At 60.6% G+C, this 16,345-nt stretch carries 17 protein-coding genes; 13 read left to right on the top strand and 4 right to left on the bottom strand.

What is annotated here, in order from left to right:
• Positions 1-20: 20 nt before the first annotated feature.
• From FFM53_RS30615 to minE, 13 genes are all read left to right on the top strand, one after another.
• Complete coding sequence (locus FFM53_RS30615; RefSeq protein ID WP_027665463.1) at positions 21-707, top strand: GltB/FmdC/FwdC-like GXGXG domain-containing protein; 687 nt, start codon at positions 21-23, stop codon at positions 705-707.
• A gap of 14 nt (positions 708-721) precedes the next feature.
• Positions 722-2,050: an FMN-binding glutamate synthase family protein gene (locus FFM53_RS30610; RefSeq protein ID WP_003548137.1), complete on the top strand. Its 1,329-nt coding sequence runs from the start codon at positions 722-724 to the stop codon at positions 2,048-2,050.
• Positions 2,051-2,130: 80 nt separating this feature from the next.
• Positions 2,131-3,438, top strand: a complete 1,308-nt coding sequence (gene glnT / locus FFM53_RS30605; RefSeq protein WP_138331470.1) for a type III glutamate--ammonia ligase — start codon at positions 2,131-2,133, stop codon at positions 3,436-3,438.
• Positions 3,439-3,537: 99 nt separating this feature from the next.
• Positions 3,538-4,422: a formyltetrahydrofolate deformylase gene (gene purU, locus FFM53_RS30600; RefSeq protein WP_173883696.1), complete on the top strand. Its 885-nt coding sequence runs from the start codon at positions 3,538-3,540 to the stop codon at positions 4,420-4,422.
• A 174-nt stretch (positions 4,423-4,596) separates the two neighbouring features.
• Positions 4,597-5,730 carry an aminomethyl transferase family protein gene (locus FFM53_RS30595; protein ID WP_138389587.1) on the top strand — a complete coding sequence of 378 codons (1,134 nt, stop codon included), beginning with the start codon at positions 4,597-4,599 and terminating at the stop codon, positions 5,728-5,730.
• Between the two features lie 11 nt (positions 5,731-5,741).
• Positions 5,742-6,347: a dimethylamine monooxygenase subunit DmmA family protein gene (locus FFM53_RS30590; protein WP_097616669.1), complete on the top strand. Its 606-nt coding sequence runs from the start codon at positions 5,742-5,744 to the stop codon at positions 6,345-6,347.
• On the top strand, positions 6,344-7,309 hold the full coding sequence (locus FFM53_RS30585) for a PDR/VanB family oxidoreductase (protein WP_138331467.1): 966 nt from the start codon (positions 6,344-6,346) through the stop codon (positions 7,307-7,309). Before FFM53_RS30590 ends, FFM53_RS30585 begins: the two co-directional genes overlap by 4 nt.
• A 34-nt stretch (positions 7,310-7,343) precedes the next feature.
• Positions 7,344-8,384 carry a heme-dependent oxidative N-demethylase family protein gene (locus tag FFM53_RS30580; protein ID WP_138389588.1) on the top strand — a complete coding sequence of 347 codons (1,041 nt, stop codon included), beginning with the start codon at positions 7,344-7,346 and terminating at the stop codon, positions 8,382-8,384.
• Between the two features lie 50 nt (positions 8,385-8,434).
• Positions 8,435-9,772, top strand: a complete 1,338-nt coding sequence (locus tag FFM53_RS30575) for an NAD(P)-binding domain-containing protein (protein ID WP_138389589.1) — start codon at positions 8,435-8,437, stop codon at positions 9,770-9,772.
• Positions 9,773-9,874: 102 nt separating this feature from the next.
• Positions 9,875-10,477 carry a methyl-accepting chemotaxis protein gene (locus FFM53_RS30570; protein WP_138389590.1) on the top strand — a complete coding sequence of 201 codons (603 nt, stop codon included), beginning with the start codon at positions 9,875-9,877 and terminating at the stop codon, positions 10,475-10,477.
• Between the two features lie 209 nt (positions 10,478-10,686).
• Positions 10,687-11,406 (top strand): septum site-determining protein MinC, encoded by a 720-nt coding sequence (gene minC, locus FFM53_RS30565; RefSeq protein WP_025397601.1) that lies wholly within the window; start codon positions 10,687-10,689, stop codon positions 11,404-11,406.
• Positions 11,407-11,491: 85 nt separating this feature from the next.
• Entirely contained in the window at positions 11,492-12,307 is an 816-nt protein-coding gene (minD, locus tag FFM53_RS30560) for a septum site-determining protein MinD (protein ID WP_018448670.1), read from the top strand.
• The gene (gene minE, locus FFM53_RS30555) at positions 12,304-12,564 is read left to right on the top strand and encodes a cell division topological specificity factor MinE (RefSeq protein ID WP_003548116.1); all 261 of its coding nucleotides are present in this window, start codon (positions 12,304-12,306) and stop codon (positions 12,562-12,564) included. Before minD ends, minE begins: the two co-directional genes overlap by 4 nt.
• Before the next feature lie 41 nt (positions 12,565-12,605).
• Here the strand turns inward: minE and FFM53_RS30550 are convergent, their stop codons facing one another.
• The 4 genes from FFM53_RS30550 to FFM53_RS30535 form a co-directional block, all read right to left on the bottom strand.
• Entirely contained in the window at positions 12,606-12,986 is a 381-nt protein-coding gene (locus FFM53_RS30550; protein ID WP_138389591.1) for a DUF6481 family protein, read from the bottom strand.
• 135 nt (positions 12,987-13,121) lie between these two features.
• Positions 13,122-13,346, bottom strand: coding sequence for a hypothetical protein (locus FFM53_RS30545; protein WP_062940231.1), 225 nt, complete (start codon positions 13,344-13,346; stop codon positions 13,122-13,124).
• 128 nt (positions 13,347-13,474) lie between these two features.
• On the bottom strand, positions 13,475-13,684 hold the full coding sequence (locus FFM53_RS30540) for a cold-shock protein (protein ID WP_003548109.1): 210 nt from the start codon (positions 13,682-13,684) through the stop codon (positions 13,475-13,477).
• Positions 13,685-13,966: 282 nt separating this feature from the next.
• Entirely contained in the window at positions 13,967-16,336 is a 2,370-nt protein-coding gene (locus FFM53_RS30535; protein WP_138389592.1) for a trimethylamine N-oxide demethylase, read from the bottom strand.
• Positions 16,337-16,345 lie beyond the last annotated feature (9 nt).

Raw genomic sequence — 16,345 nt, 5'->3', positions numbered from 1 at the left:
TCTCCAAGGGTTATCGAAACATGCCTGTCATTGATCTTGCCACTACGCCGTTGCGTGAACTCAACAGCGCCCTGCACAACATCCAGAACGGTTCGAACGATCTTTCCTTCGAAGTCGTCAATCCGCGCGGCAGCCATTCGGTTGCCGTCGGCATCGATGCGCCCGTCACGGTCGATGTGAAGGGGTCGGTCGGCTATTATTGCGCCGGGATGAACGACGGCGGGACCGTCACCGTTCACGGTTCGGCAGGTCCGGGTGTTGCGGAAAACATGATGTCTGGAACAGTCGTCATCGAGGGTGATGCCAGCCAGTATGCAGGCGCAACCGGCCGTGGCGGCCTTCTTGTCATCAAGGGCAATGCGGCATCGCGCTGCGGCATCTCGATGAAGGGCATCGACATCGTCGTTCATGGCAATATCGGCCACATGTCCGCCTTCATGGGCCAGTCGGGCCACCTCGTGGTGCTCGGCGATGCCGGCGATGCGCTTGGGGATTCGCTCTACGAGGCGAAGCTCTTCGTGCGCGGTTCGGTCAAGAGCCTGGGTGCCGATTGCATCGAAAAGGAGCTGCGTCCCGAGCATCTGACGAAGCTGGCCGAACTTCTCGAAAAGGCGGGCGTGAGCGAAGTGAGGCCCGAGGAATTCAAGCGTTACGGCTCCGCCCGCAAGCTCTATAATTTCAATATCGACAACGCTGACGCATATTAAGGCGAGGGACCATCATGAGCTATCACAACCCCTATACCCCGCCGCGCAAGTCCGCGACCTTCGACGATTACACGCTGGCGGAAATCCGCCGTGCTGCGGCGACCGGCATTTACGACATCCGTGGCGCCGGCACCAAACGGAAGGTTCCGCATTTCGACGACCTGCTGTTTCTCGGCGCATCGATCTCGCGCTATCCGCTGGAAGGTTACCGCGAGAAGTGCGACACGTCGGTCGTCCTCGGCGCGCGCTTCGCCAAAAAACCCATTCACCTGAAGACGCCGATCACCATTGCCGGCATGAGCTTCGGCGCTCTGTCTGGCAATGCTAAGGAGGCGCTCGGACGCGGCGCGACGATTGCCGGAACCTCCACCACGACAGGCGACGGCGGGATGACCGATGAAGAGCGGGGCCATTCACAAACGTTGGTCTACCAGTATCTGCCGTCGCGATACGGCATGAATCCCAAGGACCTGCGTCGCGCCGATGCGATCGAAGTGGTTGTCGGTCAAGGCGCAAAACCCGGCGGCGGCGGCATGCTGCTCGGCCAGAAGATTTCCGATCGTGTCGCCAACATGCGCAACCTGCCGAAGGGCATCGACCAGCGCTCGGCCTGCCGCCATCCGGATTGGACTGGCCCGGACGACCTCGAAATCAAGATCCTGGAACTGCGCGAGATCACCGACTGGGAAAAGCCGATCTATGTGAAGGTCGGCGGCGCGCGTCCCTATTACGATACGGCGCTTGCCGTGAAGGCTGGGGCCGACGTGGTGGTGCTCGATGGCATGCAGGGCGGAACCGCCGCGACCCAGGATGTCTTCATCGAGAATGTCGGCATGCCGACGCTCGCCTGCATCCGCCCCGCCGTCCAGGCGCTGCAGGATCTCGGCATGCATCGCAAGGTGCAACTGATCATCTCCGGCGGCATCCGTTCGGGCGCCGACGTGGCCAAGGCACTGGCGCTGGGTGCCGATGCCGTTGCCATCGGCACGGCGGCGCTCGTTGCGATCGGCGACAACGATCCGCATTGGGAAGAAGAATACCAAAAGCTCGGAACGACGGCCGGCGCCTATGACGACTGGCACGAAGGCAAAGACCCGGCCGGCATCACGACGCAGGACCCGGAACTGATGAAGCGCCTTGATCCAATCGCCGCTGGCCGCCGTCTCGCCAACTATCTGAAGGTCATGACTCTGGAAGCCCAGACCATCGCGCGCGCCTGCGGCAAGAACCACCTGCACAACCTGGAACCGGAAGATCTTTGCGCGCTGACGATGGAAGCGGCCGCCATGGCCCAGATCCCGCTCGCCGGCACAAACTGGTATCCCGGCAAGGGAGGCTATTGATTTCTATCGGCCGGGCAAACGTCCCGGCCGTCTCGCATCCATAACCAAAGTGTCTCCAAGAAATCCAAAGGGGAACGAGAATGACACTGGACCTTGCTGCTTTTGCCAAAGACAAAGGCATCAAATATTTCATGATCAGCTATACCGACCTGTTCGGCGGCCAACGCGCCAAGCTGGTCCCGGCAGAAGCCATCGCCGATATGCAGAAAGATGGCGCCGGCTTCGCGGGTTTCGCGACCTGGCTCGATTTGACGCCTGCCCATCCCGACCTGTTCGCGCTTCCCGATGCTTCCTCCGTGATCCAGCTACCCTGGAAGAAAGACGTCGCATGGGTTGCCGCCGACTGCGTCATGGACGATCAGCCTGTCGAACAGGCACCGCGTGTGGTGCTGAAAAGACTGGTCGCTGAAGCTGCGAAGGAGGGGCTCCGGGTGAAAACCGGCGTGGAGCCCGAGTTCTTTCTCATCTCCGCCGACGGCTCGGTGATTTCGGACCAGTTCGATACAGCCGAAAAGCCTTGCTACGATCAGCAGGCGGTGATGCGTCGCTATGATGTCATCGCCGAGATTTGCGATTACATGCTCGAGCTCGGCTGGAAGCCCTATCAGAACGACCACGAGGACGCGAACGGCCAGTTCGAGATGAACTGGGAATATGACGACGCTCTTCAGACGGCAGACAAGCACTCTTTCTTCAAGTTCATGGTCAAGTCGGTCGCCGAAAAGCACGGCCTTCGCGCCACCTTCATGCCGAAGCCCTTCAAGGGCCTGACCGGAAACGGGTGTCATGCCCACATTTCGGTCTGGGATATCGATGGCAAGGTAAACGCCTTTGCGGACAAGGAAATGGCCTTTGGGCTCTCCGCTCAGGGCAAAACCTTCCTCGGCGGCATCATGAAGCACGCCTCCGCGCTTGCCGCGATCACCAATCCGACGGTCAATTCCTATAAGCGCATCAACGCGCCGCGCACCACATCGGGCGCGACCTGGGCGCCGAACACCGTGACCTGGACGGGCAACAACCGCACCCATATGGTGCGCGTGCCGGGACCGGGCCGCTTCGAGCTGCGCCTGCCTGATGGTGCGGTCAACCCGTACCTGCTGCAGGCGATCATCATCGCGGCCGGCCTCGACGGCATTCGCAGCCAAGCCGATCCCGGCCGGCACTACGATATCGACATGTATGCCGAGGGGTATCTGGTGAAGGACGCGCCGCGCTTGCCGCTCAACCTGCTCGATGCGCTGCGCGCCTATGATGCCGACGAGGGCTTGAAGCAGGCGATCGGGGCCGAGTTTTCCGCCGCCTATCTCAAGCTCAAGCATCAGGAATGGAATGCCTATTGCTCGCATTTCACCCAGTGGGAACGCGACAGCACGCTCGATATCTGAGTGGCCTGGACGCGTCGAATGACAGGCAAACGCGCCGGGGCGAACAAGCTCCGGCGTGATCGAGACCCCTGCACTTGATATGGCGAAGAAAGTGACGGCATGAAGAACTTCGTACTCACCGTATCCTGCAAGTCGACGCGCGGCATCGTCGCGGCGATTTCGAGCTATCTGGCGGACAGGGGCTGCAACATCATCGACAGCTCGCAGTTCGACGATCTCGATACCGGCAAGTTCTTCATGCGCGTCAGCTTCATTTCGGAAGAGGGGCTTTCGGGCGCCGATATCGACGCCGGTTTCGCGGCCGTCGCCGCGCCCTTCGCGATGGATTACGATTTTCACGACAGCGAGAAGCGCATGAAGGTGCTGCTGATGGTGTCGCGTTTCGGCCATTGTCTGAACGACCTGCTCTACCGCTGGAAGATCGGCGCCCTGCCGATCGATATCGTCGGCGTCGTCTCCAACCATTTCGACTACCAGAAGGTCGTGGTCAACCACGACATTCCCTTCCACCATATTCCGGTCACCAAGGCCAACAAGGCGCAGGCCGAGGCCCATATCATGGAAGTGGCCGAGCAGACCGGCACGGAGCTGATCGTGCTCGCCCGCTACATGCAGATCCTGTCGGACGAGATGTGCCAGAAAATGTCTGGCCGGATCATCAACATCCACCATTCCTTCCTGCCGAGCTTCAAGGGCGCCAATCCTTACAAGCAGGCCTACGGCCGCGGCGTGAAGCTGATCGGGGCGACGGCGCATTACGTCACCGCCGATCTCGACGAAGGCCCGATCATCGAGCAGGACACGGCGCGCATCACCCATGCGCAGTCACCCGACGACTATGTCTCGATCGGCCGCGATGTCGAAAGCCAGGTGCTGGCGCGTGCCATCCACGCCCATATTCATCACCGCACCTTCATCAACGGCAACCGCACCGTGGTCTTCCCGGCAAGCCCCGGCAGCTACGCCTCCGAACGCATGGGTTAGAGACGGTTTGGGGGACGGCAAAAGCGCAGCCGCATCCCTCATTCATTTGGTGAGGGATGCAGCAGGGGCGCCAAAAGTTTTGGGAAATGCATGCCGGGCGGGCTTGCCACGGCGCGAAAGACGAATATAGTCAGGAAATAAATATTCCGTAGAGGAAATAAAAGGGAACGGACAATGGCTTTATCATGGCGTTTCTCCGTCTTGGCGGATCGGCATCGCGCTCTGGGATCGAAGCTTGAGGACTGGAGCGGCATGGGCACCGCCTGGACCTACGACAAGGACATGTCGGAAGAGCATATCGCCGTCCGCACCAAGGCAGGCATCATGGATGTCTCGGGCCTGAAGAAGGTGCACCTGGTCGGCCCGCACGCCATTGCCGTGCTCGACTCCATCACCACCCGCGACCTGACGAAGATCTATCCCGGCCGGTCCGTCTATGCGACCATGTTGAACGACCGTGGCCACTTCACCGACGACTGCATCGTCTATCGCACCGGCCCGAATTCCTGGATGCTGGTGCATGGCTCCGGCTCCGGCCATGAGGAGCTCGTCAAGCAGGCGGCAGGCCGCAATTGCGCGGTCCTCTTCGATGACGACCTGCACGACCTGTCGCTGCAGGGTCCGATCGCGGTCGACTATCTCGCTAAATATGTGCCCGGCATCCGCGACCTCAAATATTTCCACCACATGCAGACGACGCTGTTCGGCGCACCGGTGATGATCTCGCGCACCGGCTATACCGGCGAACGCGGCTACGAAATCTTCGTGCGCGGCCAGGACGCTGTCATGGTCTGGGACCGGATCGTCGAGGAAGGCAAGGAGATGGGCATCATCCCCTGCTGCTTCTCCGTTCTCGACATGCTGCGGGTCGAAAGCTACCTGCTCTTCTACCCCTACGATAATTCGCAGATGTATCCCTTCGCCGATCAGCCGCCCGGCGACAGTCTCTGGGAACTCGGCCTCGACTTCACCGTCAGCCCCGGCAAGACGGGCTTCCGTGGCGCCGAGGAACATGCTCGCCTGAAGGGCAAGGAACGCTTCAAGATCTTCGGCATGCTGATCGATGCCGACGGACCGGCCGATCTCGGCGACGAAGTCTTTGCCGACGGCAAAAAAGTCGGCGTCATTACCTGCCCAAGCTATTCGTCGCTGACGAAGAAATCCATGGCGATTGCCCGTCTGGACGTTGACAAGGCGGTGCATGGGACGAAACTCGAAGTCCGCGGCATGACCGTGAAGGCAAGCGCCACCGCCCATACGCTTCCCTTCGACGATCCGGAGAAGAAGAAGAGGACTGCCGTAGGTTAAGGAGCACGCCAATGCTCGTTGCAGGCATCAAGAGCCGACCAGTCTACACGGGCCTGACCATCCAGCCCAACGCCCGGCGGCACATATTCGCGCTCGAAGGGGAGGGTGCCAGGGCTCTGCTCGATCAGCAGCCGGCGCTTGACGAAACAGCTCTTTCCCGCAGCGAGATCCTCTATGTCGCCCGTGGCTCGCAAGGATCCGGCCTGGACGAGACGCTGCGCCGCCTCGGCGCCGACATGTTCTTCACGGCGCCGACGATCGCAACGCTGCTCTTCCGATTGAAGGGTTCGCTTGCCACCGCCCATATGGGCACGCGGCTTTATCTTTCGGGCACGGAGGGCTTCATCGGCCAGGCAATGCTGGTGGCGCTCGATTACGGCATGGACCATGCCTCCGTCATCACCGAGCATCGCGGCTCGCTGGCCCGGCGCGTGCAATGCGTCCATTGCAAGGGCATCACCGACGACGTCACCACCAGCCCGTTTGCCTGCAGCCATTGCGGGCTGCCGCTTCTGGTGCGCGACCATTATTCGCGCCGGCTCGCCGCCTTCCAGGGCGTCAATATCGATGCGGAAGAACCGGGCAGCGCGCCTGATCCGGAGGAGTTGTTCCTTTGAGCGGTGGCACTGAAATTCCTGTCCGCGTGGCGCGGATCACCCCGATCGCCGAGCGCGTCAAGCGCTTTCGTTTCGAGCGTCTTGACGGCAAGCCGATGCCTTATTTCTCCGGCGGCGCCCACGTCATCGTCTTGATGAACGATGGCGGCCATATGCGCCGCAACGCCTATTCGCTGATGTCGCCGCCGCATGATTGCGCAGCTTATGAAATCAGCGTGCTGCACGTCGAGGATTCGCGCGGCGGCTCCACCTTCATGCATGAGAAAGTCCGCGAAGGCGACGAGCTGAAGGTCAGCTATCCTGTCAACCTTTTCCAGCCGGACTGGCGCGGGCGCAAGCATCTTCTGATCGCCGGCGGCATCGGCATTACCCCCTTCATCGCGATGATGGAGCAGTTTTCCCGCGAGGGCGCCAATTTCGAGCTGCATTATGCCATCCGCACACGCGACCGCGGCGCCTATTGGCGGGAACTCCAGGAGCGTTACGGCGGACATCGCATCAAGATCTATTGCGATGCCGAAGGCGGCGCCATCCCCCTGACGCGCCTGCTCGACAGCCAGCCGCTCGGCACACATCTCTATGTCTGCGGCCCGTCTGGCATGATCGACGGCGTGTTGAAAACCGGCCTCAACGCCGGCTGGCCGGAACAGAACCTGCATTCGGAACGGTTCCTGTCGTCTCTACCAGGCAAGCCCTTCGCGATCGAGCTCCTGCGGTCCGGCAAGACCGTGAAGGTCGGCCACCACGAAAGCATGCTGGAGGCGATCGAGGCGGCGGGCGTCGACGCGCCCTTCCTCTGTCGCGGCGGCGCCTGCGGTCAATGCGAGACCGGGGTCGTCACCTGCGACGGCAAGCTGCTGCACCATGACGTCTATTTGACGAGCGAAGAAAAAGCATCCGGCCGCAAGGTGATGATCTGCGTTTCCCGCTTCGAGGGAAACACGCTTCATCTTGATCTCTAGCGGCATCGGGAAAAGCGGAACAAGGAGACCGGACATGGCAATCGTCTTCAAGCAGGAAACCTTCCGGAACGATTTCAGCTATCGGAACAGCCCCGAGAACATTCGGCGTTTCCCGTTTCCCTTCGACCGCGACGAATACATGTATTCGGTCAATATGGAGCCGCATGTGCATGGCCGGGCGGGAACCGTCTATGAAAGCCTGATCGACGTCGACGAGCATTACGTTGCCGAGATGCACGACCGGGCCCTCGTCCTAAAAGAAGATCCGCTGCGCTACCAGGCGCTGCCGCACATGATGAGCGCGCAATGGGATACGCTTGAACTGTTGATGGAAGAGCAGGCGGCGGGTTACCCCGACCATTTCACGCTGATCCGCAACGGCGACCAGTGGCGCTGGATCAACCGCCCACTCGGCATCGACGACAGCTTCACCTTCGGCGATGCCTCGACGCTGCCCTATGAGCCCTTCGAATATATCACCCGCCAGGCCCAGGGCGACTTCTGCATCGTCGACCAGCGCGACAGCAATCTCTGGATGGATGCCGGCATGGTGACGACGCAGGCCGACTGGTCGCTCGATTTCGATATCGGCATGAACTTCATGGAATGGCACGGACCGGTGCCGCTCGCCCACCAGATCGGCGTCTTCGACCGGGCGCTGAAATTCCTGCTGAACCTGCAGCAGGGCAAGCCGACACGACGCTTCAACTGGACGATGACGATCAATCCGCGGCTCGACACCAGCCCGGAGAATTATCACAAATGGGGTCCTGACCGCACGACGGTGACGCCAGACAATGTCGGCGAGAAGGTGCATCTGCGTGTCGAATTGCAAAGCCTCTGGCGCCTGCCGCGCTCGAACGCCATCCTCTTCGTCATCCGCTGCTACCTGATAAACATGGAAGAGCTCGTCACCGTGCCGAAATGGGCGCGCCGCTTTCCGCGCGTGCTGAGGACGCTGCCGCCGGAGCTTATCGACTACAAGGGCCTCACCCGCTTCCGCGAGACGACGATCGACTGGCTTTCGAAATATGACGATGGGGCGCCGACCAGCCCCGGCATCTATCCGGACTGAGGTGCAGCGATGCACCAGATAAAACGATATAATCAAGAGGGGAATGCTTCATGACAAGAGTAGCCGTCATCGGTGCCGGTCCTTCCGGGCTGGCGCAGCTGCGCGCCTTTCAATCGGCGGCCCAGAAGGGCGCCGAGATCCCGGAGATCGTCTGCTTCGAAAAGCAGTCGGATTGGGGCGGGCTCTGGAACTATACCTGGCGCACCGGGCTCGACGAATATGGCGAGCCGGTCCATGGCAGCATGTATCGTTACCTCTGGTCGAACGGCCCGAAGGAATGCCTCGAATTTGCCGATTATTCCTTCGAGGAGCATTTCGGCAAGCCGATCGCCTCCTATCCGCCGCGCGCCGTGCTCTGGGATTATATCAAGGGCCGCGTCGAGAAGGCGAACGTCCGCCATTGGGTGCGCTTCAGCACGCCGGTGCGCATGGTCCGCTTCGACGATCAGACGAAGAAGTTCACGGTGACGGCGCATAACCGCATCGAGGACCGGATGTATGACGAGGAATTCGACTATGTCGTCGTCGCCAGCGGTCACTTCTCGACGCCGAACGTGCCCTATTTCGAGGGTGTGAAGACCTTCAACGGCCGCGTGCTGCACGCCCACGACTTCCGCGACGCGCTGGAGTTCAAGGGCAAGGATATCCTGCTCGTCGGCCGCAGCTATTCGGCCGAAGACATCGGCTCGCAATGCTGGAAATACGGCGCGAAATCGGTGACGACGAGCTATCGCTCAAAACCGATGGGCTTCAAATGGCCGGAGAATTTCGAGGAGCGGCCGCTGCTGACCAAGCTCGAAAACCGCACGGCGCATTTCCTCGACGGCTCGACCAAGGAGGTCGATGCGGTGATCCTCTGCACCGGATACCAGCACCACTTTCCCTTCCTGCCAGACGATCTCCGGCTGAAGACCGCCAACCGCCTCTGGGCCGACAGCCTCTACAAGGGGGTGATCTTCGACAAGAACCCGCAGCTTTTCTATATCGGCATGCAGGACCAGTTCTACACCTTCAACATGTTCGACGTGCAGGCCTGGTGGGCGCGCGACGTGATGACGGGCCGCATCACCCTGCCGCCGGAAGAGGAGCTGAAGGCGAATTTCGACATGTGGCGCGCCCGCGAGGAGACGCTCGAAGATGCCGAGCAGATGATCTGGTATCAGGGCGACTATGTGAAGGAACTGCTTGCCGAAACCGATTATCCCAGCTTCGACATCGAGGGCACCAACCAGACTTTCATGGAGTGGGAACACCACAAGGCCCACAACATCATGGGCTTCCGCGACCATGCCTACCGGTCGCTGATGACCGGCAACATGTCGCCCACACATCACACGCCCTGGGTCGAGGCGCTCGACGATTCCATGGAGGAATATCTGCGCAACTGATGAGGCGGACCTGCATTGCCGGAGGAGGCTGTTCGGGCACTCTCCTCCGGAAACGAGACGACATAAATCCATCTGCAACTCTTCTCTTCGGATGTGGCCTTCATGGATTTTCAAACGAGCATTCTCGGGCGCATGAGCGGTTTTCTCTATCGCTGCCGCGCCGATGAAAACTATACGATGCTGGAGATGACCAACGGCATCGAGCGCATCTTCGGTTATCCGGCCGACGAGATCATCGGCAACCGCACGCGGACCTTCACCTCGATCATGTACGAGGAAGATGTGCCTCTGATGGACGAGATCGTCGGACGGGCGCTCGAAAGGCGCACCGACTGGACGATGGAATACCGCATCCGCCACGCCATGGGACATCTCGTCTGGGTCACCGAGACCGGCGGCGGTATCTGGGACGAAAAGGGTGAGCTTCTCTATCTCGAAGGCAGCATCATCAACATCGAATCACTCTATCAGCGAATCGATGATCAGACCGCCGATATGCGCGTCACCGCCTCGAAGACCAATGAGATCCTGCAATCGCTGCGTTACCTCAAGCTGCTCGCTGTCAATGCCGGCATCGAGGCCGCCCGCGCCGGCACGGCCGGGTCAGGCTTTGCCGTACTGGCCGCCGAGATGCGCACGCTTGCCAACTCCTCGGAAGAGGCCGCACGCGCCATTTCCAACGCACAACGCAAGGCGGAAGGCTGAGCGTTGCCCAAGCAGCGGCAGATTTGCGGCTCACGTTGAAAGCCGCATTATTAACCGTTCAGTGCTTCCAGAGATTGCAACGCTTTTCCAATGACTTGCGGTAATCCTGCGCTTGAAGAATCTGCTGTGATTATGGCTAATGTTAAGGCTGCGTTAACTTTTTGTTAACCATAGCAGCGGTAGACATGGTCAACGATTTCTTCACATAGATGACCAAAGTGCTAACAGACGCTCGCTCTATCCGCATCAAGGGCCGCTCTTTCCTCGCGGTCATGCTGTCCCCGGATCTTCCAATCGATGATTGGTTGATCAGGCTGGACGATCTGGCCGCGCGTTCGGCCGGCTTCTTCCTCGGACGGCCTGTCGTGCTCGATCTGACGGACCTGCAAATCGACCGGCCGCAGCTGAAGGACCTGATTGCCGAACTTGCCAAGCGCAATGTCAGCATCATGGGCATCGAGGGCGCGCGGCCTTCGATCCTCGGATCCGGCATGCCGCCAGCACTCAAAGGCGGTCGTTCGGTTTCCGATATCGAGGTTCAGGCAAAGGAGCCTGCCGATCCGCCCGGCAAACCGGCAGTGGCAGAGACCCGCCCGGCTATGCAATCGATCGTCATCAGGGAGCCGGTGCGCTCGGGGCAATCGGTGATCTTTCCGGAAGGCGACGTCACCGTCATCGGATCGGTTGCCTCGGGTGCCGAGGTCATCGCCGGTGGGTCCGTCCATATCTATGGCGCCTTGCGTGGCCGAGCCATGGCGGGATCCATCGGAAACGCATCGGCGCGGATCTTTTGCCGCAAGCTCGAGGCCGAGCTGGTTGCAATCGACGGCATCTACAAAATGGCGGAAGACATGGCGCCCAATCTTCGCGGACAGGCTGTTCAACTCTGGCTCGAAGACGACGCGATCATGGCAGAGAAACTGATCTGACGACAGCGCCGCGCGTCTCTTCGAGAGGCGCAACGAATGCTGCAACACTTTGAATTACTGGGGCCACGGCAAAGGAGAGACAATGATGGGGAAAGTGATCGTCGTCACGTCAGGCAAGGGCGGGGTTGGCAAGACGACCTCGACCGCCGCATTGGGAGCGGCACTGGCGCAACGCAATGAAAAAGTCGTCGTCGTCGATTTCGATGTCGGCCTGCGCAATCTAGACCTCGTCATGGGCGCCGAACGCAGGGTCGTCTACGACCTGATCAATGTCATCCAAGGCGACGCCAAGCTCACCCAGGCGCTGATCCGCGACAAGCGGCTGGAAACGCTGTTCCTGCTGCCGGCCTCGCAGACGCGCGACAAGGACAATCTGACGGCCGAGGGCGTCGAGCGCGTCATCAACGACCTGAAGCGCTATTTCGACTGGATCATCTGCGACAGCCCCGCCGGGATCGAGCGCGGCGCAACGCTCGCCATGCGCCACGCCGATGTTGCCGTGGTCGTCACCAATCCCGAGGTCTCGTCGGTGCGCGATTCCGATCGCATCATCGGCCTGCTGGATGCCAAGACCGCCAAGGCCGAACGCGGCGAACGGATGGAAAAGCACTTGCTGCTCACCCGCTACGACGCCAACCGCGCCGAACGCGGCGACATGCTCAAGGTCGACGACGTCCTGGAAATCCTGTCCATCCCGCTGCTCGGCATCATACCCGAAAGCATGGATGTTCTGCGTGCATCCAACATCGGTGCGCCGGTCACGCTGGCAGACAGCCGCAGCGCGGCTGCGATGGCCTATTTCGACGCCGCTCGCCGGCTCGCCGGCGAGACGGTGCCGATCGCCATCCCAGAGGAAAAGAGGAATATTTTCGGAAAGATCTTCGGACGGAGGGCGGCATGAATATTTTCCGTCTTTTCAACAAACAGAGAACCGCACCGGCCGCCCGCGAACGGCTGCAGGTCCTTCTCGCCCATGAACGTTCCTCGGCAGGGTCGGACCTGGTCACCCTGCTGCGCGAGGAAATCCTGGCGGTGATCGCAAAGCATGTACAGCTCGACCACGACAAGGTGCAGGTGACGATCGATCGCAACGAGTACGTCTCGACCCTTGAGATCGACGTCGAAATCCCGCTGAATGCAGCCGTGCAGGCCGCTTGAAAGAGAGCGCTGCCTGTTACGACAACAGGCGGCGCTGACGATCAGGACTTCCTGGCTTTGCGATTGGCGTAACGCAGGTCGCGTTCGGCCTTTCGGGCGGCTTCGTCGGCAATCACGCGGGCGATCCGGTCTTTGTCAGCTGCTTCGCGCGCGTCGGCATCGGCGCGTGCTGCGGCCTCGGCGGCAGCCTGACGTTCGGCCTCGGCGGCCTGAGCCCGCTCCAGCTCCTTGAGCTTGACCCGTTCTCGCTGAGCGCGACGTTCTTCCCTGGCCGCGGCAATGGCTTGACGCTCCGCCTGCTTTGCCAGCCTGGTGGGTTCGGCTGAATCCTTGGCGCTGCGATACGCATTGAGGAGAGCGGCCTTGGCTTCGGCAGCGGCGCTGCGGCGATCGGAAAGCTCGTTGTTTTTGGCGTTTTTCAAATCTGTTTCCTGACTGTTTGACTTCGACCCTACGGCGCCGCACGTCTTAAGACGCGCAAAGGGCGCTGTAATACCTTGAACTGCTGCATCGCTTTATCCTGAAATCGGACCGATTTAAGGAATTATGCCGTAGGGTCAGATTTTCTTTTTTCGCTTCGCGCTGGGAGCAGTAACCCCTGTCAAGCGATCCTGCAATTCCTTGGCTTCACGCGCTTCGCGTAACCGCAAGGTTTTTTCCTCGCGGGCACGTACGGTCGAATCGATCTCTTCGACCGCGCGGCTTCGCGCCAGGAATTGCGATTGCGCGTTTCCAAAGGCAATCTCCGCCTGCTTGCGTGATTTGCTGTGTGACTCTGTCATATTAATCCTGGATTTGTGAGCCCGCTTGGCGAAAGCAGCAAAAAGGCCAGGCAACTTGCCTGACCTTGATAGTATCATACTTTCGACAGTGCCGGTACATCCGCGGTCAAAGGAAAGCAGATTTCAGTTTAAGCAGCTTGGAGATTGCAAGCGGACATTTTGCCCGACTTGTTATCGCGCTCAAGCTCGTAGCCGATCTTCTGGCCTTCGACGATTTCGCGCATGCCGGCGCGTTCGACGGCAGAGATGTGGACGAAGGCGTCAGCGCCGCCGTCATCAGGCTGAATGAAGCCGAAGCCCTTGGTGGAATTGAACCATTTAACTGTGCCAGTGGTCATAACAAACCCTTTCATAGCAATTGAACGACCGCACGTGCGGAAGCACGACGGATGATGATCTCGATTTTGAAGAGGGAAGTTCGTCCAGGGCACGTTGCCAGCGTGCGATAACAAAAGTCAAACAAGCAATATCGACCACCGAGATATAATCATCAAAGCCGGATATGTCAACTTTTAGTTTTTTTGACTCGCCAATTCGCCATTAGATTGCATCTCGCTGGTCGTGCGCGTCGGCGGCAATATCAACTGCCGATCGCCGTCTCCCGACCTCGAAAGCAGGCATTACGAGCGCGGCCGCGTCTTCTGCGGGTCGTAGTGCGAAAGCGGCACGATCGTCGCCGGCAGGCGCTTCTGGTGGCCGTCGAGCTTACCGATCTCGACCTCGGTGCCGGGGCTTGCATGCATCACGTCGATGCGGGCGAGCGCGATCGTCTTGCCGAGGATCGGCGAGCGCGTGGCGCTGGTGATAACGCCCACCTGGCCCCGGCCGATATGGATGCAATCGCCATGGCCGACGGCCTCGTTGGCCTTGATGTCGAGGCCGACGAGCAGATGGCGCGGATGCTCCTTGCGCCGGATCAGCGCCTCGCGGCCGATGAATTCGTCCTGCTTGGATTTCAGCGGCACCGTGAAGCCGATCCCGGCCTCGAACGGGTCCGTCTGGTCGGTGAATTCGTGATGGGCAAAGATCAGGCCCGCCTCGATGCGAACCATATCGAGCGCCTCCAGCCCCATCGGCTTCAACCCGTGCGGCTGGCCCGCCTCCCAGACGGCGTCGAACACCGTCAGCGCATCCTTCGGATGACAGAAGATCTCGTAACCGAGCTCACCCGTATAACCCGTGCGCGAGACGACGATTGGGGCACCCTCGAAGCCGCCGATACGGCCGACGGTGAAGCGGAACCATTCGAGCTCGCCGATATCAGGCTGGCGCGGCGCCGTCCAGATGATCTCCTTGAGGATATCGCGGCTTTTCGGCCCCTGCAGGGCAATGTTGTGCATCTGATCGGTCGAAGAGCGGACCCAGGCCTTGAAGCCCTTTTTCTCGGCCTGCTGACGCAACCAGATGCCGCTGAAATCATCGCCGCCGATCCAGCGGAAGTTCTTGTCACCGAGCCGGAACAGCGTGCCATCGTCGATCATGCCACCGTTTTCGTAGCACATGGCGGAATAGACAACCTGGCCGGTCGACAGTTTGCGCACGTCGCGCGTCAGGCAATATTGCAGCAGCTCTTCGGCATCCGGCCCCGTCACCTCGAATTTCCGCAAGGGCGAGAGGTCGATGACGGCAGCGCGCTCGCGGCAGGCCCAGTATTCCTCGACCGGCCCTTCGCTGGAAAAGCGGTTCGGCAGCCAGTAGCCGCGATATTCGGTATAGTCCCGCGTCAAGGCGGAGAGGCGGGGATGGAAGGCGGTTTCGCGCGTCAGTTCGGCGTCTGCATCTGGGGTCATGCGATAGGCCACCGCTCGTGAGAATTTCTCTTTTCCGGAAAAGGTGCGGACGTGGATATCCGTCGGATCCCAACCGTTCGCAGCGTCGATATCGTCAGGGCAGGACGAGGAGACACAGACGAGATCGGTCAGCGCCCGCATCAGCACGTAATCGCCGGGACGCGACCAGGGCTCGTCGAGATAGAGCTGGTTGTTGTGGTCGATATTGGTGTTGTAGAAATAGTTCAGCGCTTCCCAGCCCTTGCGGCCGGCAATGCCGTAAGGCGCCAGCACCGCATTGAAATTATCCGTGCAATTGACGTGGCCGGGATAACCCATGTCGTCGTAATAACGCGAGTTGCAGGCGGTCGCGAAAGCATCGTGGCGCCCGATCGTATCCTGGACGATTTCGACCAGTGGCTCGAAGTCGCGGTCGAAGGCCTTGGAGGGGAGACCCGGCATCGGATAGCTGCGGCCGAGCAGAGTGCGGGTGACGGTGGAATCGAGCGCGAGGTCGAGACCCTTGTCAACCTTGCGGGCGGCGAAGGCCTGGAAATCGGTGCACTGGCGTCCATAGACGTCGATGATCTGGATGAATTCGCCGGCCCGCACGAAATAGGCCGCGGCGGTCGCCGCCCGGATGCGGATATCCTCGACGGGATCGGCGGCCGGTTCCGGCAAAGCGGAAGCGTAATCGCGGATCAGCAGGCTGCGCATGATCCTGATCTCGATCGGCGTCGCCGTATCCTGCGCCTCCGGCGACATGGCGCTGGCGGGTGCCGCGACGATCAGCAGGCCCTTCAGGGAAATCGTGAAATCCGCCCGGCTGCCAGGCATCGATCCCGCCCCGAAGATGCTGAGTGCGCCGGCCGTTGCAAGATCGGCGCCGCGACGCTGAAGCGCTGCACGCGTACGGGCAGCGCTCTCATCCTCCGCTTGAAGAATGGCTTTCAAACCCTCGGCTGAATTGCTGAAATCCGTTCCGAGACCGGCCGCGAGGAAACGCCCTTTCTCGTCGAGAAAGGAGATCTCGCAGAGCTGACCGCCCTCGCTGTCGATGACGCTGACGCGATCGCCCGGCTCGACGCGCATAACGACCGATCCGCCGCCCTTTGTCCTATAGCGCTCGGTTCCCTCCGGCAGGGTGGGAATGCCGGGATAATGCACGAGGCTCGGAGCGGCCGGCCGCAGGCCTGTCATAGCAGGATGAAGTTCTCGCATACTGCCCTC

Origin of the sequence: Rhizobium indicum, from assembly GCF_005862305.2 — a bacterium.
GTDB classification, from domain to species: Bacteria; Pseudomonadota; Alphaproteobacteria; order Rhizobiales; family Rhizobiaceae; genus Rhizobium; species Rhizobium indicum.
Note: the sequence above shows the minus strand (reverse complement) of the source record. Positions and strands in the feature narration are given on the sequence as shown.

Coding starts and splice junctions, on each gene's coding strand:
- FFM53_RS30610 (WP_003548137.1), top strand. CDS start 722: ATGAGCTATCACAACCCCTATACCCCGCCGCGCAAGTCCGCGACCTTC.
- FFM53_RS30535 (WP_138389592.1), bottom strand. CDS start 16,336: ATGCGAGAACTTCATCCTGCTATGACAGGCCTGCGGCCGGCCGCTCCG.
- minE (WP_003548116.1), top strand. CDS start 12,304: ATGAATATTTTCCGTCTTTTCAACAAACAGAGAACCGCACCGGCCGCC.
- minD (WP_018448670.1), top strand. CDS start 11,492: ATGGGGAAAGTGATCGTCGTCACGTCAGGCAAGGGCGGGGTTGGCAAG.
- FFM53_RS30575 (WP_138389589.1), top strand. CDS start 8,435: ATGACAAGAGTAGCCGTCATCGGTGCCGGTCCTTCCGGGCTGGCGCAG.
- FFM53_RS30540 (WP_003548109.1), bottom strand. CDS start 13,684: ATGACCACTGGCACAGTTAAATGGTTCAATTCCACCAAGGGCTTCGGC.
- FFM53_RS30615 (WP_027665463.1), top strand. CDS start 21: ATGCCTGTCATTGATCTTGCCACTACGCCGTTGCGTGAACTCAACAGC.
- FFM53_RS30595 (WP_138389587.1), top strand. CDS start 4,597: ATGGCTTTATCATGGCGTTTCTCCGTCTTGGCGGATCGGCATCGCGCT.
- FFM53_RS30590 (WP_097616669.1), top strand. CDS start 5,742: ATGCTCGTTGCAGGCATCAAGAGCCGACCAGTCTACACGGGCCTGACC.
- glnT (WP_138331470.1), top strand. CDS start 2,131: ATGACACTGGACCTTGCTGCTTTTGCCAAAGACAAAGGCATCAAATAT.
- purU (WP_173883696.1), top strand. CDS start 3,538: ATGAAGAACTTCGTACTCACCGTATCCTGCAAGTCGACGCGCGGCATC.
- FFM53_RS30580 (WP_138389588.1), top strand. CDS start 7,344: ATGGCAATCGTCTTCAAGCAGGAAACCTTCCGGAACGATTTCAGCTAT.
- minC (WP_025397601.1), top strand. CDS start 10,687: ATGACCAAAGTGCTAACAGACGCTCGCTCTATCCGCATCAAGGGCCGC.
- FFM53_RS30545 (WP_062940231.1), bottom strand. CDS start 13,346: ATGACAGAGTCACACAGCAAATCACGCAAGCAGGCGGAGATTGCCTTT.
- FFM53_RS30570 (WP_138389590.1), top strand. CDS start 9,875: ATGGATTTTCAAACGAGCATTCTCGGGCGCATGAGCGGTTTTCTCTAT.